15 protein-coding genes are annotated in these 21354 nt (G+C 67.2%); 7 read left to right on the top strand and 8 right to left on the bottom strand.

From position 1 onward, the window contains the following. Positions 1-30 precede the first annotated feature (30 nt). Complete coding sequence (locus AC06E9_RS04185) at positions 31-1116, top strand: S41 family peptidase (protein WP_478055516.1); 1086 nt, start codon at positions 31-33, stop codon at positions 1114-1116. 20 nt (positions 1117-1136) lie between these two features. Here the strand turns inward: AC06E9_RS04185 and AC06E9_RS04180 are convergent, their stop codons facing one another. Then, the gene (locus AC06E9_RS04180) at positions 1137-2363 is read right to left on the bottom strand and encodes a multifunctional CCA addition/repair protein (RefSeq protein WP_461770282.1); all 1227 of its coding nucleotides are present in this window, start codon (positions 2361-2363) and stop codon (positions 1137-1139) included. A 25-nt stretch (positions 2364-2388) separates the two neighbouring features. After that, a complete protein-coding gene (locus AC06E9_RS04175) occupies positions 2389-4365 on the bottom strand; it encodes a transglycosylase SLT domain-containing protein (RefSeq protein ID WP_282263889.1) in 1977 nt (658 codons plus the stop codon). A 544-nt stretch (positions 4366-4909) separates the two neighbouring features. Here AC06E9_RS04175 and AC06E9_RS04170 point away from each other — a divergent pair. Both AC06E9_RS04170 and AC06E9_RS04165 read left to right on the top strand, forming a co-directional pair. Further along, on the top strand, positions 4910-7783 hold the full coding sequence (locus AC06E9_RS04170; RefSeq protein WP_478055515.1) for a TonB-dependent receptor: 2874 nt from the start codon (positions 4910-4912) through the stop codon (positions 7781-7783). Positions 7784-7967: 184 nt separating this feature from the next. Further along, entirely contained in the window at positions 7968-8594 is a 627-nt protein-coding gene (locus AC06E9_RS04165; RefSeq protein WP_152152247.1) for a LysE family translocator, read from the top strand. A gap of 179 nt (positions 8595-8773) precedes the next feature. On the opposite strand, the gene fhuE is transcribed toward AC06E9_RS04165, so the two are convergent. Continuing rightward, complete coding sequence (gene fhuE, locus AC06E9_RS04160) at positions 8774-10933, bottom strand: ferric-rhodotorulic acid/ferric-coprogen receptor FhuE (RefSeq protein ID WP_478055592.1); 2160 nt, start codon at positions 10931-10933, stop codon at positions 8774-8776. 384 nt (positions 10934-11317) lie between these two features. Between fhuE and AC06E9_RS04155 the strand changes: the two genes are divergently transcribed. The 3 genes from AC06E9_RS04155 to AC06E9_RS04145 all read left to right on the top strand — a co-directional run bounded on the left by AC06E9_RS04155 (position 11318) and on the right by AC06E9_RS04145 (position 13831). Beyond that, positions 11318-11797 (top strand): VOC family protein, encoded by a 480-nt coding sequence (locus tag AC06E9_RS04155; protein ID WP_121039810.1) that lies wholly within the window; start codon positions 11318-11320, stop codon positions 11795-11797. A 103-nt stretch (positions 11798-11900) separates the two neighbouring features. Then, entirely contained in the window at positions 11901-12752 is an 852-nt protein-coding gene (locus tag AC06E9_RS04150) for an AraC family transcriptional regulator (protein ID WP_478055514.1), read from the top strand. After that, positions 12743-13831: an alpha/beta hydrolase family protein gene (locus AC06E9_RS04145; RefSeq protein ID WP_259462120.1), complete on the top strand. Its 1089-nt coding sequence runs from the start codon at positions 12743-12745 to the stop codon at positions 13829-13831. Before AC06E9_RS04150 ends, AC06E9_RS04145 begins: the two co-directional genes overlap by 10 nt. Before the next feature lie 6 nt (positions 13832-13837). On the opposite strand, the gene AC06E9_RS04140 is transcribed toward AC06E9_RS04145, so the two are convergent. Further along, positions 13838-14317, bottom strand: coding sequence for an Lrp/AsnC family transcriptional regulator (locus AC06E9_RS04140; RefSeq protein ID WP_478055513.1), 480 nt, complete (start codon positions 14315-14317; stop codon positions 13838-13840). Positions 14318-14389: 72 nt separating this feature from the next. Between AC06E9_RS04140 and AC06E9_RS04135 the strand changes: the two genes are divergently transcribed. Further along, positions 14390-15268 (top strand): EamA family transporter, encoded by an 879-nt coding sequence (locus AC06E9_RS04135; RefSeq protein WP_088432509.1) that lies wholly within the window; start codon positions 14390-14392, stop codon positions 15266-15268. A gap of 5 nt (positions 15269-15273) precedes the next feature. Here the strand turns inward: AC06E9_RS04135 and betA are convergent, their stop codons facing one another. From betA to AC06E9_RS04115, 4 genes are all read right to left on the bottom strand, one after another. Beyond that, positions 15274-16944 carry a choline dehydrogenase gene (gene betA / locus AC06E9_RS04130; RefSeq protein WP_121039801.1) on the bottom strand — a complete coding sequence of 557 codons (1671 nt, stop codon included), beginning with the start codon at positions 16942-16944 and terminating at the stop codon, positions 15274-15276. 25 nt (positions 16945-16969) lie between these two features. Further along, the gene (gene betB, locus AC06E9_RS04125) at positions 16970-18442 is read right to left on the bottom strand and encodes a betaine-aldehyde dehydrogenase (RefSeq protein WP_121039798.1); all 1473 of its coding nucleotides are present in this window, start codon (positions 18440-18442) and stop codon (positions 16970-16972) included. A gap of 34 nt (positions 18443-18476) precedes the next feature. Beyond that, complete coding sequence (betT, locus tag AC06E9_RS04120; RefSeq protein WP_121039795.1) at positions 18477-20456, bottom strand: choline BCCT transporter BetT; 1980 nt, start codon at positions 20454-20456, stop codon at positions 18477-18479. 121 nt (positions 20457-20577) lie between these two features. After that, complete coding sequence (locus AC06E9_RS04115; protein ID WP_183073759.1) at positions 20578-21315, bottom strand: endonuclease/exonuclease/phosphatase family protein; 738 nt, start codon at positions 21313-21315, stop codon at positions 20578-20580. Positions 21316-21354 lie beyond the last annotated feature (39 nt).

The raw sequence follows: 21354 nt of genomic DNA, 5'->3' as shown, positions 1-21354 counted from the left end.
CGGCCTGCTCAACTACACGGATGTAGCGCGATGGTGATGTTCCTGCGGTCTCGTTGTACGCGCCCGGCGCTGCTGGCCGGTGTGCTGCTTGCACCGATGGCGAACGCACAGGAGATGCCTGCGCCCCCGGTACAGCTGCGGATCGTGGCGGTGCTGGAGCGCGAGGCGCTGTACCGCGACAAGGTCGATTGGCAGGCGCTGCGCACCCGCCTGCAGGCTCCCGATGCTGATCCCGCCAAGACCTGGCCGCTGTTGCGCGATGCCATTGTCGTGAGCAGTGGGGGGCATGGGCGGTGGCTGCCGGCGAGCTACCCGTTGCTGCAGTCCTCTTCAAGCCGCGCCACCGTGGCGGGATCCCAGCCACCGCCGGCAACGCAGCGCACACACGAGCACCGCGCCAAGCAGCAACGCACTGACCAGCAGCGCGATATGGATACGGTCGGCCGGCGCATCGGCTGGATGACGGTGGGCGCCTTCAGCGGTGGTGGACCGGGCGACAGCGTGGCCTGGCAGCGGGCGAGTGTTGCGTTTGCAGGCACGCTGCAGGACGCCATCCGCAGCAAGGACCGCGCGGAGCGATGCGGCTGGGTGGTCGACCTGCGGCGCAACACCGGCGGCAACATGTGGCCGATGTTGCTCGGCCTGGCGCCCTTGCTGGAAGACGCGGGCGGCAATGCACCGCGGGTAGGTGCGTTCACCACGGCCGGCTCGGAGCGGTCCTGGTTCTTGCACGGCGGCGTGGTGTGGTTGGAGCAGAAGAACCTGCTGGATGTTGGCGCGGCCGCGTATCGGCTGCGTCATCCCGGCGCACCGGTGGCGGTGCTGTTCGGGCCGCGCACCGCCAGCGCGGGAGAGGCGACGGCACTGGCGTTCCGTGGGCGTGCCAACACCCGTAGCTTCGGCCAGCCCACGGCAGGCGTCTCCACGGGTAACCGGACCGAGCTGCTGCCTGATGGAAGCGCCTTGCTGGTCACCGGCAACGTCATGGTCGATCGCAACGGCCAGGGCGATGGCAGGAAGATCGCGCCGGATGTGGTGATCGGTGAGGGCGAGGATGCTGCGGCGGCCGCAAGGGACTGGCTGCTGGCGCAACCGGCGTGCGCCCGCGCCACCTGAGGCGTCATCCCAGCCGTCGATCAGCGCGTACGCACCGCGCTGATGGCCTTCACCCGCGCCTTGGCCAGCGCTTCCCCCACCGCCGGCCCCTTCAGCCCGGTCAGATCCAGATCGCGCGCCTGCACGGCAAGCGCTGCCTGGTGCAGGCGCTTGAGCGTTTCACCCTGCGGGTAGTCGCTGGCCTCGAAGCCCAGCCGGCCGCGCTTGTCGGCTTCGCAGCACAGCGCGATCTGCGCGATGCGTTCGGGCCGGCGGAACCCATCGCAGCGGCCGAGCAGCTCCAGCACGGTGGCATCGCGCAACTCATCGATGCGGTGCACGTTGAGATGGTCGCGGCAGACGGCTTCGGCCAGCTGGCGGTGATCGACCGGCACCTTCAGGCGTTCGGCCAATCCACGCAGCGGGGCGACGCCACGCTGCTCATGCATGATGTGCCGCGGCCATTCGGCCGGTGGGGTCAGGCCTTTGCCGAGGTCGTGGGTCAGCGCGGCGAAGCCGATCAGGTCATCGCCCGGGGCCAGCTGCGCGGCCATGTCGCTGACCATTTCCTGGTGCACGCCGGTATCCACTTCCGGGTGGAACTCCGCGCGCTGTGGCACGCCATACAGCGCCTCCAGCTCGGGCAGGACCGCGCCCAGGGCATGGGCGTCATGCAGCGTGCGCAGGAACGCGGACGGCCGCGCGGAGGCGAGGGCACGCCTCAGCTCCTGCCAGACGCGTTCGGGCACCAGCGCATCGAGCTCGCCACTGGCGGCGACCTCCCGCATCAGGGCCATCGTCTCGGCGGCGACGGTGAAGCCGAGGGGCGCAAAGCGCGCCATGAAGCGGGCCGCACGCAGCACCCGCAGGGGATCCTCGACGAAGGCCGGGCCGACGTGGCGCAGCACGCGCTGTTGGATATCACCCACGCCGCCATACGGATCCACCAACGCACCGGTGGCTTCATCGCAGGCGATCGCGTTGATGGTGAAATCGCGACGCTGCAGGTCCTCCTCCAGCGTCACAGCGGGATCGGCATCGACCACGAAGCCGCGGTAGCCGCGGCCGGACTTGCGCTCGGTGCGGGCCAGCGCATATTCCTCACCGGTATCCGGATGCAGGAACACCGGGAAATCGCGGCCCACGGCCTTGTACCCCTGCGCGTCCATCTGCGCCTGGGTGGCCCCGACCACGACCCAGTCGCGGTCGCCGGGTGGACACTGCAAGAGGCGGTCACGCACGGCGCCGCCCACCAGATAGATCTTCATGCGGCCATGATAATCGTCAGTCCGCTCAATCCCCGCCCTTGTCGGCGTTGGCCGCGCAGGCGAAGGTCTTGCGCTTGGCCTGCAGGCGGCCGTTCATGCGGTCGGTCACCGGCAGCGCGTCACCGTTCAAGCGCCAGTCGTAGATCACGCTGAAGGCCAGGATGCGCGCGACGTACTCGCGGGTTTCCTTGTAGCTGATCGTCTCGATCCAGATGTCCGGATCGAACCCCGGACGCTGCGACTGCCAGCGGGCGGTCGGGGTCGGGCCGGCGTTGTAGGCGGCAATGGTGACGTAGGGCAGGCCCTCGTACTTGTTCATCAGCTGGCGCAGGTAGGCCGTGCCGATGGCAATGTTGGTATCGGGGTCGTAGAGGCTGGCAGCGCCGCCGTAGTTGGTCAGGCCGATTGACTTGGCCACTGCCGCACCGGTGGCGGGCAGGACCTGCATCAGGCCCATGGCGTTGGCCGGTGAGCGGGCCTTCGGGTTGAAGATGCTCTCGGCGCGGATTTCCGCGGCCACCCAGGCCGGATCGATGGCATTGCGTGCGGACTCGCGGCGGATGCTGTCGTCGTGGTGCAGCGGGAAGCGCAGCGAATACAGGCGCTGCTCGTCCGGGGTCTTGCCAAGCGAGAACACCGCACGGTCGAACCAGCCGTTGTCGCGGGCGACTTCCACGGCGAGACGACGCTGTGTGTTGTCGTAACGGCTCAGCGCATCATTCCACTCGGCCACGGCCCAGCCCGCCCGTTCGATCTTGAACAGTTCCATCGCCCGCACGATCGCCGGGTCACGCGCGACCGCCGCCTGCGCCTGGGCGCTGTCGTTGGGTTCCCACGGGCACAGCGTGTAGTTCTGGCCGAGCTGGTCGGCCGCCAGGAAGCCATGGAAGGTGGCCGCGCGGGCGGCCTCACGGAAGGCCGCCTGCGCTTCGCTGCGTTTGCCGGTCTTGTCCAGCATGCGCGCTTCGAAATAGCGCCAGCGCGAGTCGGCGCGCTGGGTCGGGCCCATCTTGCGGATCGCGGTCAGCGCCGCCGGCCAGTCGCCGCGCGACAGCGCTTCGCGCGCACGCCATTCGTGCAGACGCTCGTCATACGCCGATTCGGGCACCGCATTGAGGCGACGGGCGGAGTCCGGACCGTAGGAAGCCACCGTCCACAGCGCGATCTGGTACAGCACCTGCGCGCGCTGCGCGGCGCTCAGCTGCAGCGCGTCGGCGTACTGCGGCAACTGCTGTTCGGTGGCCCCCGGGTCGGCCTTGGCCAGTTTAGCCAGGCCATCGGTGGCGATCCGCCGGCTGCGCTCATTGCGCGGCCAGTTCAGCGCGCTGGCATTGGGCTTGTCGACGAAGGCGGCATAGGTGTTGGCCAGGGCCAGATCGGCGGCCGGCAGCCCGCGCGCGGCACTGCGCATCACCGCCGGCTGCTGCTCATCGGCAGCGGCATCGATGCGTGCCCAGCGCAGCTCGGCGTTCATGCCGCCCTTGGCATCCAGCACCGCGAACACGGGGTCGCAGGCATCAGGCAAGGATTTGCCGGTGCTGCGCCAGATCGCCTGCGCCTCGCTGACCCACTGCGCGTCGGCCTTGCCGGTAGCCTGGCGTGCATTGAGCTGGGCGCAGCGCAGGCCGACGTTGGTCGTGTCGGTCCAGTTGGCCAGCAGGGTCGGCCAGTCCTGGCGCCGCGCCACCGCCGGCAGCCATACGTTGCGGAAGCTGGTGGCTACCGCCTGGCCGTTGTAGCGCTTCAGGAAATCCTGCGCCTGCACGTTGCTGACGGTATCGATGTTGCGCCGCAGATTGGCGAACTCCACCCAGCCATACAGCGGGTGCTTGCTCAGTGCCGCTGCCTGGGCAGGATCGAACTGGCCGCGCTCGGCATTGTCGATCACGGCCTTGAGCTGCGCGCGCTGGGCATCCAGGTTCTGGGCATCGGCCACCGGGCTGACCCCGGTGCAGGCCAGCAGGACGGTCGCGCTGAAGAAATAGAGGGGAAGTCGAGTCATGCGGAAAGCATAACGGGGGCCGGTGAAAGGCGGTGAGGGCAATCCGACTCGAGGATGAACGGGCGCCGCTGGGGCGGTCCATTCGCACACCGGTCCATCGCTCCACCGGTGACCAGGGATGTTGGAAACACGCGCCGCTCCAGACCCCATCGCATCGACGTGCGGCGGCGCATCTGGACGCCATGCCAACGACCCTCGACGGCTGCGCACGGAAGCCGATTCCGACGCGCTGGCCAGCGCAATCGCCGAGGTTCCCAGTCGTCACCAGAGTCCCGACATCACGCGGACGGCGTTCGCGCAGCAGCGGCACGACGACCGCCCCGGATGCCGTCAATATCCCTCGAAAACAGCAGCATGTGCGCTCGCACAGACCGCACACACGCTGCCCCATAGCCGCGCCCGCGCACAGTCGGCTTTGTCGATTCCCCGTGAAAGCGAGGCGCACGTCACTCCTTCACATTTACAGGTTGTTTACAAAGGAGACACTGCCGCCATGCAGGGGGGAGCGGCAGTCCCGCCCAACATTCCTTTGGAGAGAGAGCGAATGAACAACCTGCATCACCGCCCGTTGGCGGTCGCCGTATCGCTGTGCCTGCTGCTGGCTGCACCGGCCCTGGCCAGCGCGCAGGACGCGCCACGCAGTACGACGGATCTGGACCGGGTGGAAGTGACCGGCAGCCGTATCAAGCGGGCCGAAGTGGAAGGGCAGGTGCCGATCCAGACCCTGACCCGCACCGAGATCGAGCGCACCGGCCTGACCTCGATCGGCGACGTGCTGCAGCAGCTGACCGGCTCCGGCTCGGCGCTCAATGCGAAATTCAATTCCTCGGGCAACTTCGGCTTCCCACCCGATGGCAGTGGCGTGGGTGCGGGGTCGGCCCAGGTCGATCTGCGTCACCTGGGCGCCAAGCGCGTGCTGGTGCTGGTCGATGGCATCCGCTGGGTCAATGAATCTTCCGCGTCCGGCGTGGGCGCGGCGACCGATCTGAACACCATTCCGCTGGCCATCGTCGAGCGCATCGAAGTGCTCGAAGACGGCGCTTCATCACTGTATGGCTCCGACGCGATCGCCGGTGTGGTCAACATCATCACCCGCCGTGAATTCGACGGCGCTCAGGTGACGATGAACTATGGCGAGTACACCAAGGGCGATGGCACCCAGAAGGGCGTGGACCTGGCCTGGGGCACCAGCGGTGACCGCTACACCCTGTTCCTGGGGGCGAGCTGGACCAAGCAGGACCCGGTGTATGCGCGCGATCGCGAGCAGTCGCGCTTCCCGATTCCCGGCACCGGGCTGGCCTTCGGCAGTGGTGGCATTCCGCAGGGGCGCTTCAAGTTCGTCGATCCCGCCACCGGGGCGGTACAGGACATCGTACCCAATACCGGCGTAAGCAGCCCGCGTTACGACGGCAGCGCCGGCTGCGACCGCAGTGATGATTATCACTGCTTCACCTCGGCCGACCGCTTCAACTTCGCCGAGTACAACCTGGTGCTCACCCCGTCCGAGCGGAAAGGCATCTTCGGCCAGTTCCGCTTCGATCTCACCGACGACATCCAGTGGTATATCAAGGCGCTTGGCAATCGCCGCGAGTCCACCAACCAGGCCGGTCCGGAGCCGCTGTTCTTCGGCCCCGATGGCGCCACCGGCAACCCGCTGGCCGACAACATCGTGGTCTCCGGCCTCAACCCGTACAACCCGTTCGGCTTCGATCTGGCCGCCTCGGGCAACATGAGCCTGATCGGCCGTCGCCCTGTTGAAGGCGGCGCGCGCGTGTTCGAGCAGGAGGTCAACACCCAGTACTTCGCCACCGGCCTGGTCGGCCAGTTCCAGGCCGCGGATCGCAGCTGGTTCTGGGACCTCAACGGCATGTACAGCAAGAACAAGGCCGAGCAGACCAACTACGGCAGCTACGACATCTACAAGGTCAACATGGCGCTGGGCGATCCGGCGATCTGTGCGGCCACCCCCGGCTGCGTACCGCTGAACATTTTCGGTGGGGTCGGCTCGATCACCCCGGAGATGCTGCGCTGGATCCAGCCAGTAGTGCGTGACCGCAGCCAGAACGAGCTGAGCCTGTTCACCGCCAACCTGAGCAGCGAGCTGTTCACCCTGCCGGCCGGCCCGGTCTCGTTCGCCACCGGCTATGAGTACCGCAAGTACGAGGGCCGCTACGATCCGGATCCGCTGACCGTGATCGGCCACTACAACGGCGTGCCCTCGCTGCCGACCGCCGGTTCCTACGATGTCAACGAGGCCTACCTGGAGCTGAGCGTGCCGATCTTCGCCAAGAGCGCGCTCGGCGAAAAACTCGACCTGAGCCTTGCGGGGCGCTACTCGGATTACTCCACGTTTGGTGGCGAGTTCACCCCGAAGTACGGCCTGCGCTGGCAGGTGACCAATGACTTCGTGCTGCGCACCAGCTACGCCGAAGGCTTCCGCGCACCGTCCATCGGCGAGCTGTATGGCTCGGCCGCGCGTGCCGATCTGCAGCTGTTCGATCCCTGCTCGGTCGGGCTGGGGGGCACGCCGCCGCGCGGCAGTGCCGCCAACTGTGCCGCACTCGGCGTGCCGGGCGGTTTCCAGCAGGCCAACTCGCAGATCTCGGTCACCACCGGCGGCAACGCGGAACTGGATCCGGAGCGCTCGCGCAGCTTCAGCGCCGGCTTCGTGTGGAGCCCGTGGTTCGGCAGCAACGCGTCCTGGTCGGAGCGCTTCGATGTCGAGGTGACGTTCTACCGCCACCACATCGAAGGCGCGATCCAGGCGATCAACGCGCAGACCCAGCTTGATCTGTGCGTGGACACGCTGGACCCGCTGTACTGCAGTGGCATCACGCGCGCCTCCACCGGGGCGGTCAGCAGCTTCAACAACCGGCTGACCAACCTGGGCTCGATCAAGACCGATGGCTGGGATGTGGATCTGTTCTGGACCCTGCCGCAGACGGAGATCGGGCAGTTCAAGCTCGGTTGGCAGAACACCTTCGTCGGCCGCTACGAGGCGTTGGGGGCCGCCGGGCAGAAGCAGCCGCAGGAGCCGGGTGTGGAAGTGGCCGACAGCTCGATCCCGGAGTGGACCAGCAATGCTACGCTGAGCTGGAACCTGTCCAACTGGAACGCCTCCTGGACGGTGCGCCACATCTCCAAGCTCACCGAGGCGTGCGGCGATGTGGCCGCCTTCCCGATCTGCAGCAACCAGGCCGAAGGCACCAACGAACTGTCGGCCACCACCTTCCACGACATGCAGGTGGGCTACAAGATCGACTGGATGAAGGGGCTGCAGCTCAGCGCCGGCCTGAACAACTTGTTCGACAAGGATCCGCCGATCTGCCTGTCGTGCTCGCTCAACGGCTATGACGCCTCGACCTACGACATCCCGCGCGGGCGCTACTGGTACGTGCGCGCGGACCTGCGGTTCTAATCGCGGGCTGATGCGGAGGTGACACACCGGGGCGCCGTGAGGGCGCCCCGGTGCGTTCCGGGCGGACAACCCGGTTGCGAGGACCGGCCATCTCGCGAGTCCGGCCTGCCGATGCTGTTTCCGTCAGGCATCATTGCGCTGCCGGCCAGCGGCCGGCACTACCTCTCTCTCGAACTGTATTGCCATGAACCTGCATACTTGGTGGATCTTCGCCGTGACCGTGTTCGTCCTGTGCGGCACGCCCGGCCCGAACATGCTGCACGTGATGACCCGCAGCGTGCGCGTCGGCTTCCGCCGCAGCATCGCCGCCATGGCCGGCTGCCTGACCGCGCTGGTACTGGCCCTGGCGATCTCCGCCGCCGGGCTGGGCGCGGTGCTCAAGGCCTCGCCGATGGTGTTCGACGTGCTGCGCTACGCCGGCGTGGCGTACCTGGTGTACCTGGGGATCAAGGCCTGGCGCGGCGGTGATGCGCCGATCGACGTCGGCAGCACCTCGGCGCTGGTGCCCAGTTCACGCACCGTGCTGTTCCGCGATGGATTCATCATCGGCATCAGCAACCCGAAGCTGCTGCTGTTCGCCTCGGCGTTCCTGCCGCAGTTCGTCGATCTCACCCAGCCGCAGCTGCCGCAGTTCGTGATCCTGGTGGGCACCTTCGCGGTGATGGAGATGTTCTGGTACGGGGTGTACGCCGCCGGCGGCCGCGGGCTGGCCGGTTATCTGGCCAAGCCGGGGCTGCGCAAGGTGTTCGACCGCGTGGTCGGCACGATCTTCATCGGGTTCGGGTTGGCGCTGCTGCGCGCCAGGCCGTAGTGCCGGCCGCTGGCCGGCAACCAGGCAGGACTTTCATCGTTCATGAGGCTGCCGGCCAGCGGCCGGCACTACCGAGGTCTGGCCGTGCGGCGCCGCGCGTCCGTTGCGCATCGTGCAAGACGCAGAGAGCCGGGCAATGCCCGGTTCTCCTTTGTTGAAGCGTTACGATCAATGACCGATCAGAACGACCAGGTAAACGTCAGGCCGCCATTGCGACCATCGCCGTAGGCACCGTAGCCGGTGATCTGCGAGAGGTACTTCTTGTCCAGCAGATTGTTGAGGTTGGCCTGCACGCTGAACTCCGGGGAGATGCGGTAGCGCACGAAGGCGCTGACCAGCGCGTAGCCTTCCTGTTCGAAGCGGCCAAGCCCCGGGATCGGGTAGTAGATACGGTTCTGCCAGTTGGCACCGCCGCCGACCGTCAGTGCGGTGAGCGACTGCGGGGTGTAGCTCGTAAACAGCTTGAGCGTGGTCTGCGGCAGGTTGGTGTTGATGTCCGCATCGTTGATGTCCTTGGCCACGTAGCGCGACGCACCAAACGTGGCGTTCCAGCCCGGGGCAAGCTCACCGTTGAGTTCGAACTCAACGCCGCGGCTGACGGTGCCGCGCGCGGCGATGTACGCCGTTTCGAGTTCGTTACCGTCTACCTTGTCCATCGTGGCCTGGCCGACGTTGTCTTGCTCGATGCGGAACACGGCCAGCGAGGCGTTCAGGCGGTTATCGAACCACGCGCCCTTGACGCCCACCTCGTAGCTCTTGCCATCGACCGGGTCCAGATAGCTGCCCGCCTTGGTGCGCAGCGTCTGTGGCTGGAAGATCTCGGTGTAGCTGGCGTAGGTGGAATACGTGTCGTTGAGATCGTAGACCAGGCCGGCATACGGCGTGGTGACCTTGTGCGAGCGGTCCGCGTCTTCGCCCTCGCTTTTCCAATCGGTGTAACGAGCACCCAGGATCAGCTTCAACGGATCGGCCAACGACAGGCGGGTCGCCGCGTAGCCGGCCTTCTGGGTGATGGTGCCCTGGCTGGCCAGGCTCAGCGGGTTCCAGTTCGGTTCCGGGATGTTGCCGGTCCAGTTGAGATAGTTGTCGATCGGGCCCCACGCGGTATTGGTGCCGCCGACCTGGAAGTCACCGTAGTTGGCGTACTCGCGCTTGTTGTAGCTCAGGCCGGCCATGAACTGGTGTTCGCGGCCGAACAGTTGGAACGGGCCTTCCACAAAGCCGTCCACGCTGTCGACCTTGCGCTCGGTGTTGTACAGGCCGGCCATTGGCGTGATGCCGCTGCCGGTGACCTTGTCGAAGGCGGTGTAGGACGGGTAGAACAGCTTGTCGTTGGCATTGGTCTTGTCGTGCGTCGCACCGACCTTGACCTTCCAGTCATTGGCGAAAGCATGTTCCAGCGTGGCGAACAGGCGCTTGCTGGTGGTATCCCAGTAGGTCCACCCCGGGTTCGCACTGAAGGTCTTGTCGTACGGTGTGGGGGTGCCGTCGGAGTACCACATCGGGAAGCCACCCCAGGTCGCGCCGTTCGCGCGCTTCTGCTGGTAGTCATAGCCCACGCTCAGCTGGGTATCCGGGGTCAGGTCGGCATCGATCACCGCATAGCCCAGCGTCTTGTGCTGGTCGTAGCGGTCCATCTGCGATTCGGTATCCAGGTAGCTGCCGATCACGCGCGCACGCACCGAGCCGCTGGCGTTCAGCGGGGTGGTCACATCCACCGTGCTGCGGGTGCGGCCCCAGCTGCCGACATTGACCGACAGGTTGCCGGTCAGCTCGGCGCTGTCGGCGTGCTTGCGGATCAGGTTCACCGAGGCGGACGGGTTGCCGGCGCCGGACAGCAGGCCGGTGGCGCCACGCACCACTTCCACGCGGTCGTACAGGGCCAAATCCAGGCCGGAATCGCCGTAGCTCCAGTTCTGCACCATCTGGGTCGGCAGGCCGTCGAACTGGTAGCTGTCGATGTAGAAACCGCGCGCGTAGAACTCGGTGCGCTCGGTATCGGACTGGGTGCTGCTCACGCCGGTGGTGTTGGCCAGCACGTCGATGATGTCATCGAGGTTCTGATCCTCGATGCGCTGGTGGCTGATGATGCTGACCGACTGCGGGATCTCGCGCGGGGCCAGATCGAAGCGGGTACCGGCCGAGGTCCTGCGGACCGAATAGCCTTCGGCGCGCTCGCCCTTGACCACGATCTTGTCCAGGGTGGTGGTGGCGTCAGGGGTCGCATCCTGCGCGAACGCAGGCGCAACGGCAAGGGCGCACAGGGCCACCATCAAGGCCTGCGGCAGCGGGCGACGGTGCATCGACGGGCGGGACAGCACGTGGGCGTAGCGGGGCATCGGCGTTTCCAGAAAGACGGCAACGGGCATGGCCGGCGTCCTGGGTGGCCTGCGGCGGAGCGGGGTGGGGGCAGGAAGCGGCTGGCGGGGGCGGTGACCCGGCGCGGGCTCGATAACTGTTCACGGGTACGCATCCCTTGCGCGACCCGGATCACACTATGGTAACGGCAATCATTCGCATCATCAACCGCATTCGATCTCATCGATCCCGATGATGGTGGGCAGGGTATCTGCGTATTCATCTTGGCGGGGGTCAGCACGCGGGGGCGAGCAGCATGGGCCGTCGCTATCCACGGCACACCCACGCGGCACCCGCGCGCAGGCTTAACACCGGCGCGCCTACCGTAAGCGGGCGCAATCCATCCTCTGCTCCAGGAGACGCCCATGGTCAGCAAGAACACGATCTGCCTCTGGTTCGACGGTACCGCGCTGGACGCCGCCAGCTTCTACGCCGCCACCTTCCCTGACAGTGCGGTGCACGCGGTGCACCACGCGCCGAGCGATTTTCCCTCCGGCAAACAGGGCGATGTGCTCACCGTCGATTTCACCGTCGCCGGCATCCCCTGCATCGGGCTCAACGGCGGGCCGGCGTTCAAACACAGCGAAGCATTCTCCTTCCAGATCGCCACCGATGACCAGGCCGAAACGGACCGGTTGTGGGCTGCGATCGTCGGCAACGATGGCGAGGAAAGTGCGTGTGGCTGGTGTCGCGATAAATGGGGTCTGTCCTGGCAGATCACGCCGCGGGTACTGACCGACGCGGTGACCAGCAAGGACCCCGCCGTGGCCCGGCGCGCGTTCGAGGCGATGATGACCATGCGCAGGATCGACGTGGCGGCCATCGAAGCGGCGGTGAGGGGCTGAGACAACACGCGCGGCGCGTTGCCGCGGACAGCAAGAACGATCAAATGGCGTAGCGCGCGCTGGGTTACGCTGCGGTCCCGTTCATCGGCATGGATCTGGCGGTATGGGTGCGGCACGCAGGGCCCTGTGGTACATCGAAAGCCACTTCGCTGAAAACCCGTCGCTGGCCGATATCGCCCGCGTGGTGGGCCTGTCGCCGTTCCATCTCTCGCGGCTGTTCCAGCTCAGCACCGGCACCTCGGTGGTGCGCTATCTGCGTGGCCGCCGGCTGACCCACGCCGCATATCAGTTGGCGGCCGGGGCTGATGGCATCCTGGAGGTGGCCATCGCTGCTGGTTACGCCTCGCATGCAGCCTTTACCCGCGCATTCTCCGAGCAGTTTGGGCGATCGCCCGAGCAGGTGCGGGAGCAGGGGCTGGGCGGAGTGGTGCTGGTCGAGGCATTGAAACTGATCGACTCCTCGACACCCTGCATGATCGAACCGCATCGCGTGCACCGTGGCGCACTGCGCGTGGCCGGGATCGGTGCGCGCCACACCGCCGCGACCGTCGCATCGATTCCTTCGCAATGGCAGCGCCTGGACGAGGCGCATGGGCTGGGCGCGGAGATCGCCTTTGGTGTGTGCGGCAACAATGACGTTGATGGTGGCTTTGACTACATCGCCGGCGTGGAGATCAGTGCATCCGCGCCCGTGCCCGCCGGCTGGCAGGCGATATCGATCGCGCCCCGCGAGTACCTGGTGGCCTGGCATGCCGCGCACATTTCCGCGATCCGCTCCACCTGGTTCTGGTTGTTGAATGACTATCTGCCGGCGTCCGGCCTGACCCTGGCCGACGCACCGGACCTGGAGCGCTACGACACGCGCTTCGATGACCGCAGTGGCCACGGCGGTGTGGAGATCTGGCTGCCGCTGGCCGACACGTTGCACCCCAAGGAGAGTGACCCATGCGAATGACCGCCCGTTGTTGTGCCGCGCTGCTGGCGCTCTGCCTGCCCCTGTTTGCCGCTGGGGCCGTGCCGCCCGTCGGCGAGCGGCACGGCGTTGCACATACGCCCAGTGCGGCCGTGCGCGATGCCGACCACCGCGACAGCGTGCGCTACACCGTGTGGTACCCGGCACAGCCCGGGGCGCAGGAAACCGCGCTGACGATCGGCCCGCCCGATGCGCCGTTGTTCGAGGTGGGCACGGCCGCCGCCGATGCCGCCATCGCCAACGGACGCTGGCCGGTGCTGCTGCTCTCGCACGGCAACGGCGGCAGCGCACGGATGATGGGCTGGTTCGGTACCGCGATGGCGCGGGCCGGATATGTGGTGATCGCGGTGGATCATCCCGGCAACAACGGGGTGGACCCGATGACCGAGGCCGGCAGCATCCTGATGTGGAACCGTGTGGATGACCTGGCTGCCGCGCTGGCTGCCGTGCAGGCCGACCCCGCGCTGGCGGCGGAGATCGATGCCACGCGGTTGGGCATCGCGGGCTATTCGGCTGGCGGGTTCACTGCCTTGGTTGCCGCGGGCGCACGCCCGGATCTGCAGCGGCTGCTGGCGTTCTGCCGCGCGCATCCTGACGACGGCGTCTGCGCGCCGCAGGCCGAGACTCCGTCACTGACCCTGGCGCGTCGGATGACCGCCGCGGCGACACCGGAACTGGCCCCGTGGGTGGCCAAGGCCGGTGAGGACCGCGCCATTGCCGGGGTACGTGCGGTAGTGCTGATCGCGCCGGCCATGGTGCAGGCCTTCGCCCCGGAGGAACTGGAGAAGGTGAGCCAGCCGGTATCGATCATCGTCGGTGCGGCCGACACGGTGGCCTCACCGGCCACCAACAGCGACATCGCGGCCGCAGGACTGCCGAAGGCGAGGCTGACCACCTTGCCCGCGGTCGGGCACTACGACTTCCTGTCCAGCTGCACCGCCCTGGGCCAGACCCGCGTCGGTGCACTCTGCCAGGTGGTGGCGGACAAGCAGGCCACCCACGGGGCCGCGATCACGGAAGCGACGGCGTTGTTCGATGCCGCGCTGGCGGCCACGCGCTGACCCGGATCACTCGGCGAGGGGAACCGCCAGGCTGCGCTTGAGCGTACTCAGCGCCACCGCGGTGCGGAAGCGCTCGATGTTGTCGTCGTTGCCGAACAGCCGCTCGCTGATCGCTTCGTATTCTTCCATCGAGGTGGCGGTCAGGATCAGCAGGAAATCGGCGTCGCCAGTGATCGCGTAGCACTGCTGCACGGCGGGGTCCTCCTGCACGCGGCGACGGAACGGCGCGACCCGATGTGGTTGCTCGCTGGCGACCCGGAGCTCGACCATGATCGTCAGCGGCCGGCCCAGCCGGGCCTGGTCCAGCACGGCGACGTTGCCACGGATGATGCCGGTCTCTTCCAGGCGCTTGATCCGTCGCTGCACCGCCGGGGCAGAGAGGCTCACCGCCTCGGCGATCTCGCGCTGTGGGGTGGCGTTGTCGCGCTGCAGGATCGCCAGGATGGCGCGGTCGAAGCTGTCAGGGGGGTAGGGGAAGGCGGACATGGTGAGTGAAACATGCAGGAAGGCCCCTGCAATTGAGCATCTCCTTCGGCCGTTGCGCAATATCCTGTGCGGATGTCGACCTCCCGCCTCTCCAGCTTCTTCCCCGCCCTGGCCGTGCTCGGCTCGGTCACCTCCTTGGCCGTGGGCACCTCGTATGCCAAACAGCTGTTCCCGCTGATCGGTGCGCAGGGCACCAGCGCGCTGCGCGTGGGTTTCTCGGCGCTGGTGCTGCTGATGGTGTTCCGGCCGTGGCGCTGGACCACCTCGCGCGCCGATGCCGGGGCGATCGTCCGTTACGGCATCACGCTCGGGGTGATGAACCTGCTGTTCTACATGGCGCTGCGCACGATTCCGTTCGGCATCGCGGTGGCGATCGAATTCTGCGGGCCGTTGGCGGTGGCGATGTGGTCCTCGCGGCGGCCGGTCGATTTCGTCTGGGTCGGCTGCGCGCTGGTCGGGCTGTTGCTGCTGCTGCCGCTGGGCCATGGTGAGCCACTGGACCCGGTCGGGGTGATGTTCGCGCTGGGCGCGGCGGTGTGCTGGGCGATGTACATCATCTTCGGCAAGCGCGCCGGGCATCTGCCGGCCGGGCACACGGTCTCGCTGGGGCTGTGCGCGGCGGCGCTGGTGGTGGTGCCGGTGGGCGTGGCGCACGCGGGCATGGCACTGCTGGATCCGAAGATCCTGCTGTTCGGCCTCGGCGTGGCGATCGTCTCCAGCGCGATCCCGATGTCGCTGGAGATGATGGCGCTCAAGCGGCTGCCGAAGGAGACCTTCGGCATCCTGATCAGCATGGAGCCGGCCGTCGCGGCGCTGCTGGCGATGGGGCTGCTGGCCGAGCACCTGACCACGCTGCAATGGGCGGCGATCGGCTGCACCGTGGTGGCCTCGGTAGGGAGCACGTTGACGGCGAAGCGGGTGGTGGTGCCGTTGCCGGGTGCGCCGGCGTAACGCCCTCAGCGCCTGGCCGGTGCGTCCCCGGCCACGTAATAGGCCGCCGTGCTGCGCGGCAGCGGTGCACGCCCGCGGATCCGGTCGGCGATCTTCTCGGCGATCATGATCGTAGTGGCGTTGAGGTTGCCGGTGATGATCCGCGGCATGATCGAGGCATCGACCACACGCAGGCTTTCCATGCCATGCACGCGGCCCTGGCCGTCGACCACGCTCATCGCATCGGTGCCCATCGCGCACGAGCACGACGGGTGATACGCGGTCTCCGCATGGGCGCGCACGAAGGCATCCAGTTCGGCATCGCTCTGGCACTCGGCACTCGGGCTGATTTCGCGCCCGCGGTATTCGTCCAGCGCGGGCTGGGCGATGATCTCGCGGGTGATGCGGATCGCATCGCGGAACTCCTGCCAGTCCTGGTCGGTGGACTGGTAGTTGAACAGGATCGAGGGATGCTCACGCGGGTCCAGCGACTTGGCATGCACGTGGCCGCGGCTGGGCGTGCGCATCGAGCCCACATGCGCCTGGAAGCCGTGTTCCTTGACCGCGTTGGTGCCGTTATAATTGATCGCCACCGGCAGGAAGTGGTACTGGATGTTGGGCCAGTCGAACTCCTCGCGGGTGCGGATGAAACCACCGGCCTCGAACTGGTTGCTGGCGCCGATACCGGTGCCGGCAAACAGCCATTCCGCACCGATCGCCGGCTGGTTCCACCACTGCAGTGCCGGGTACAGCGAGACCGGTTTCTTGCAGGCGTACTGCATGTACACCTCCAGATGGTCCTGCAGGTTCTCGCCGACGCCGGGCAGGTCGTGCACCAGCGGCACGCCAAGGGCGGCCAGCAATGCCGGCGCCCCCACGCCGGAGCGCTGCAGGATCTGCGGCGAGGCGATCGCACCGGCACACAGCAGCACCTCGCGGCGGGCGGTGGCGTCAATCGGCTCGGCGCTGCTGCCGGCCAGGTAGCGCACGCCCACCGCGCGCTTGCCGGCGAACAGGATGCGGTCGGTGGTGGCGTGCACCACGATCTCCAGTCCCTCACGGTCCTTGGCCATGTCCAGATAGCCGCGTGCGGTACTGGAGCGGCGTCCGCGCGGGGTCACCGTGCGGTCCATCGGGCCGAAGCCTTCCTGCTGGTAGCCGTTGAGGTCATCGGTACGCGGGTAGCCAGCCTGCACACCGGCCTCGACCATCGCGTGGAACAGCACGTTGTTGCCGTTCTTCGGCGTGGCCACGCTGACCGGCCCGTCGCCGCCGTGGTAATCGTTGGCCCCGATGTCGCGCGTTTCCGCCTTGCGGAAGTACGGCAGCACGTCGTGGTAGCTCCAGTCCTCCAGGCCGTCGAAGCTGGCCCACTGGTCGAAGTCCATCGCGTTGCCGCGGATGTAGCACATGCCGTTGATCAGCGAGGAACCGCCCAGGCCCTTGCCGCGGCCGCACTCCATGCGCCGGTTGTCCATGTAGGGCTCCGGCTCGGTTTCATACGCCCAGTTGTAGCGGCGGCCCTGCAGCGGATAAGCCAGTGCGGCCGGCATCTGGGTGCGGAAATCCATCCGGTAGTCCGGCCCACCGGCTTCCAGCAGCAGCACGCTGACCCCGGCGTCTTCGGTCAGGCGCGCGGCCAGCGTGTTGCCGGCCGACCCGGCGCCGATGATGATGTAGTCGTATTCGCGCTTCATCGCGGTGTCTCCTGGTAAGGCCGGCTCAGAACACCGACGCGTAGCGGTCCAGCTCGATCTGGATGGATTTGGTGCGGGTGTAGGCGCGCAGCGTGGCCAGCCCGTTTTCGCGGCCGACGCCGGATTGCTTGTAGCCGCCCACCGGCATCTGCGCCGGCGATTCGCCCCAGCTGTTGACCCAGCAGATGCCGGCCTCGAGCTGGTGGATCACCCGATGCGCGCGCGCCAGGTCCGGCGTCACCACACCGGCGGCGAGACCGTAATCGGTGTCGTTGGCGCGGCGCACGGCTTCGTCTTCGTCGTCATAGGCGAGCAGGCTCATCACCGGCCCGAAGATCTCTTCGCGCACGATGCGCATGTCATCGCGGCAATCGCTGAAGATGGTCGGTGCCACATAGCAGCCTTTGCCCAACGCGCCGTCGGTCAACCGTTCGCCGCCGCAGACCAGCCGTGCACCCTCGGCCTTGCCGCTGCCGATGTGCTCCAGCACGCGCTGCATGTGGGCGGCGCTGACCAGCGGGCCGAAGTTGGTGTCCTTGGCCAGTGGGTCGCCGATGCGGATGCGCTGGACCCGTTCCAGCAGCTTGGCTTCGAACGCGGCCAGCGCGCTGCGCGGAACGAACACGCGGGTACCGTTGGTGCACACCTGGCCGGAGCTGTAGAAGTTGGCCATCATCGCCACGTCGGCGGCCAGGTCCAGATCGGCGTCCGCGCAGATGATCAGTGGCGACTTGCCGCCCAGCTCCATGGTGACGTCCTTGAGCGTGGAGCTGGAGGCACTGGCCATCACCTTGCGGCCGGTCGCGGTGCCGCCGGTGAAGGAGATCTTCTCGATCAGCGGGTGCTCGGTCAGGGCCGAACCGACGCCGGCACCATCGCCGGGCAACACGTTGAACACGCCATCGGGCAGACCGGCCTCGGTGAAGATCTCCGCCAGCTTCAGCGCGGTCAACGGCGTCACTTCGCTGGGCTTGAAGATCATTGCGTTGCCGGCGGCCAGCGCCGGGGCGGCCTTCCACAGCGCGATCTGGATCGGGTAGTTCCAGGCGCCGATCGCGCCGACCACGCCCAGCGGCTCCTGGCGGGTGTAGAAGAAGCTCGCCTCGCGCAGCGGCACCTGGCTGCCTTCGAGACCGTGCATGACGCCGGCGTAGTACTCCAGCACGTCCGCGCCGGTGACCACGTCCACACTGAGCGTTTCGCTCAGGGCCTTGCCGGTGTTGCGCGATTCCAGCTCGGCCAGCGGATCGTTGCGCTCGCGCAGCAGTGCCACCGCCCGCAGCAGGATGCGCGAGCGTTCCACGGTGGTCAGCGCGGCCCACACTTTCTGGCCGGCCTGGGCGCTCTCCACGGCAGCGTCGAGATCGTCGCTGTTGGCGCTGTGGACATTGGCGAGCAGCTCGCCGTTGGCCGGGTTGATGACCTGGAAGGTCTTTCCGCCCTGGGAGGGAACGTAGCGGCCGCCGATGTACAGCAGCTGGTCGGGGAGGGTAGGCATGTCGATGACTCCTTTGCAGCGGGAGATCAGTGCGTCAACGCGTGAGATGCAGGAACTGCAGGTGACGCTCGTACTGATCGATGATGTCGTTGATGATCTGCTGGCGGCTGTAGCCGAACAGCTCGTAGTCCTGTCCACCTTCATAGAGGTGCACTTCGGCGCGGTAGTAACGCTGGTTGCGGAAGCGCTGCGCGGCGAACGAAGGCGTGAGGTAGCCGCGCATGATCACCTGGTAGGTGAAGACCTGTTGTTCGCCATGGTCCACCAGCAGCTCCATGTGACCCGGCTCGAACTTCGTCTGCACATCCAGGCCCTGTTCGAGCAGCTGCGCCGCGACGGCTTCGATCGCCGGCTTCACATCGGTATCCATGAACCGGTACACCTCGTCGCGGACCGGGAAATGCACCGCCTGGGTGATGCGCTGGCGCCAGCCGCGCTGATGCCGCGATTGCCCGATCAACGGGATCGGCGAGTACTGCGAGGCCTTCTTGCGCTGCGACTCTTCGCCCAGTGCACGGGTCAAGCCCCACAGCATCAGCAGCAACACCACCGAGAACGGCAACGAGGCCAGCACCACCGCGGATTTGAGCGCATCCATGCTGCCGGCCAGCAGCAGCCCGGCGGTGACCAGACCGGTCATCACGCCCCAGAACACACGCAGCCAGCGCGGACCGTCGTCTTCCGGATTGCCGCCCTGCGAGGACAGCGTGGACAGCACCACCGTGCCGGAATCGGCCGAGGTGACGAAGAAGATGAAGCTGACGATCACCGTGACCGCGATGACGGTGCGGCTCCACGGGTAGCTTTCCAGCAGCGCGTACAACACGGTCGGTGGGTTCTCCACCGCCATCTGCGCCAGGTGCACCTGGTCGTGGTGCAGAATCTGATCCAGCGCGCTGTTGCCGAAGATCGACAGCCAGGCCAGGGTGAAGCCCAGCGGGATCAGCAGCACGCCGAGCACGAACTCGCGGATGGTGCGGCCGCGCGAGATGCGCGCGATGAACAAGCCTACGAACGGCGCCCAGCCGATCCACCAGGCCCAGTAGAACACCGTCCAGTTGCCCAGCCAGTCCGGGCGCCCGCCGTAGGCGTACACATCGAAGCTCTTGCCGACCACGTTGCCCAGGTAGTCGCCCATGTTCTGCATGAAGGCATTGAGCAGGTACTGGGTGGGGCCGGCGAACAGCATGAACAGCAGCAGCGAGATCGCCAGCAGCATGTTGATGTTGGACATCCAGCGCACGCCCTTTTCCACGCCGGACACGGCCACTGTGATCGCCGCGCCCATCATCAGTACGATCAGCCCGACCTGCACCCAGGCCGCGTGCGGCACCGGGAACAAGGTGTTCAGGCCGGCGTTGAGATGCAGCACGCCAAAGCCCATGTCCGCGCCGAGGCCGAACACGGTGGCTACGATGCCCAGGGCATCCACGGTGTAGCCGATCGGCCCGTTGATTCGCTTGCCGATCAGCGGATACAGCGCCGAGCGCAGCGCCAGGGGCAGGTTGTGGCGGTAGGCGAAGTAGGCCAGCGCCATCGCGGCCAGCGCGAACACGCCCCAGCCGTGCAGGCCCCAATGCAGGAACAGCAGCTGCATCGCCTGGCGCGCGCTGGCCTCGCCGCTGCCGGTGCCGCCCTGCGGCGGCAACAGGTAGTGGGTCAGCGGCTCGGAGACGCAGAAGAAGAACAGGGTGATGCTGATGCCGGCGGCGAACAACATGCCGGCCCAGGACAGATAGCTGAACTCCGGCTCGTCATGGTCCGCGCCCAGCTTGACGTTGCCATAGCCGGACAGCGCCACGCCGACCACGAACACCAGGTACACGGTCATCGCCAGCAGGTAATACCAGCCGACATTGCGCGAGGCCCAGGTCTGGGCATCGAGCAGCATCACGCCGGCATCGATGGGAAACACGGTGACCAGAATGGCGAATGCCGCCACGATCGTGGCGGCAAGCAGGAACACGGGTCGAAGCGTGCGCACCTCGGGCAGAGGCGGCTCCACGGTACTCATGGGGTGGGGGATACTCCCGGTGCCGGAGCGGCAGACGGCGGGATTTATCGCACAGGCGCTGTGGACAGCCTGTTTACACCGCCATCAGCCCCGCCGCGCAAGGGCGGCGGGTATACCTGCGTCAGCGCAGCGCGCTGCTCGGCACGTCGATCGACATCGCCAGCGCGAGGTGATCGGAGAACGCGGCCGGTACGGCTTCGGCACTGCGTTGCTGCAGGCCGTCGCTGAGCAGGATGTGGTCGATCGCCCGGTCCGGGCGCCAGCTGGGGAAGGTCGGCACCACGCAGCCCGGCGGCTGCAGCGTCGTCTTCTGGTACAGCACCTGCATTTCCGGGCGTTCGGCCAGGCAGTTGAAATCGCCCATCAGCACGGCATTGGGGTGGTCGGCAAGCAGATCGGCAATAAAGGCCAATTGCGACATGCGCGAATTGGTCCCCAACGACAGATGCGCCACCGCCACCGCCAGGCCCTGGCTGCCTTCACCGAACTTGGCCAGCAGCACGCCGCGCCCGCCGATCCGGCCGGGCAGGGCGTGGTCCTGGACCTCGACCGGCTCGAGCTTGCTGAGCAGGCCGTTGGCGCTGGAGGCCACCCCGCCCATGCGGCGGTTGGGCTGGTGGCTCCAGTAATTGAAGCCCGCGCGCTCGGCGAGGTAGTGGGTTTGGTTGGTGAAGCCCGAGCGCAGGCTGCCGGGGTCGGCTTCCTGCAGGCCGACGATGTCGTGTTCGCGGGCCATCTGCGCGATGGCATCCAGGCTGGTTCGTTTGCGCCCGGCCGGCAGTGCGTGCGACCAGCTGCGGGTCACGTAGTCACTGTAGCGGCGGGTGCTCGAACCGGCCTGGATGTTGGCCGTCAGCAGGCGCAGGGTCCGCGTGTGGGGGAAGGTCACGACGGTTCG

The sequence above is a fragment of the Stenotrophomonas sp. Steno-Z10-BAI genome (genome assembly GCF_056393115.1).
The sequence above is the reverse complement of the archived record's forward strand: the minus strand, read 5'-3'. Positions and strand labels throughout refer to the sequence as shown.

What these genes read in the sequence shown, in the direction of transcription:
- AC06E9_RS04185 (WP_478055516.1), top strand. Translation starts at nt 31, where the DNA reads ATGGTGATGTTCCTGCGGTCTCGTTGTACGCGCCCGGCGCTGCTGGCC.
- AC06E9_RS04180 (WP_461770282.1), bottom strand. Translation starts at nt 2,363, where the DNA reads ATGAAGATCTATCTGGTGGGCGGCGCCGTGCGTGACCGCCTCTTGCAG.
- AC06E9_RS04175 (WP_282263889.1), bottom strand. Translation starts at nt 4,365, where the DNA reads ATGACTCGACTTCCCCTCTATTTCTTCAGCGCGACCGTCCTGCTGGCC.
- AC06E9_RS04170 (WP_478055515.1), top strand. Translation starts at nt 4,910, where the DNA reads ATGAACAACCTGCATCACCGCCCGTTGGCGGTCGCCGTATCGCTGTGC.
- AC06E9_RS04165 (WP_152152247.1), top strand. Translation starts at nt 7,968, where the DNA reads ATGAACCTGCATACTTGGTGGATCTTCGCCGTGACCGTGTTCGTCCTG.
- fhuE (WP_478055592.1), bottom strand. Translation starts at nt 10,933, where the DNA reads ATGCCCCGCTACGCCCACGTGCTGTCCCGCCCGTCGATGCACCGTCGC.
- AC06E9_RS04155 (WP_121039810.1), top strand. Translation starts at nt 11,318, where the DNA reads ATGGTCAGCAAGAACACGATCTGCCTCTGGTTCGACGGTACCGCGCTG.
- AC06E9_RS04150 (WP_478055514.1), top strand. Translation starts at nt 11,901, where the DNA reads ATGGGTGCGGCACGCAGGGCCCTGTGGTACATCGAAAGCCACTTCGCT.
- AC06E9_RS04145 (WP_259462120.1), top strand. Translation starts at nt 12,743, where the DNA reads ATGCGAATGACCGCCCGTTGTTGTGCCGCGCTGCTGGCGCTCTGCCTG.
- AC06E9_RS04140 (WP_478055513.1), bottom strand. Translation starts at nt 14,317, where the DNA reads ATGTCCGCCTTCCCCTACCCCCCTGACAGCTTCGACCGCGCCATCCTG.
- AC06E9_RS04135 (WP_088432509.1), top strand. Translation starts at nt 14,390, where the DNA reads ATGTCGACCTCCCGCCTCTCCAGCTTCTTCCCCGCCCTGGCCGTGCTC.
- betA (WP_121039801.1), bottom strand. Translation starts at nt 16,944, where the DNA reads ATGAAGCGCGAATACGACTACATCATCATCGGCGCCGGGTCGGCCGGC.
- betB (WP_121039798.1), bottom strand. Translation starts at nt 18,442, where the DNA reads ATGCCTACCCTCCCCGACCAGCTGCTGTACATCGGCGGCCGCTACGTT.
- betT (WP_121039795.1), bottom strand. Translation starts at nt 20,456, where the DNA reads ATGAGTACCGTGGAGCCGCCTCTGCCCGAGGTGCGCACGCTTCGACCC.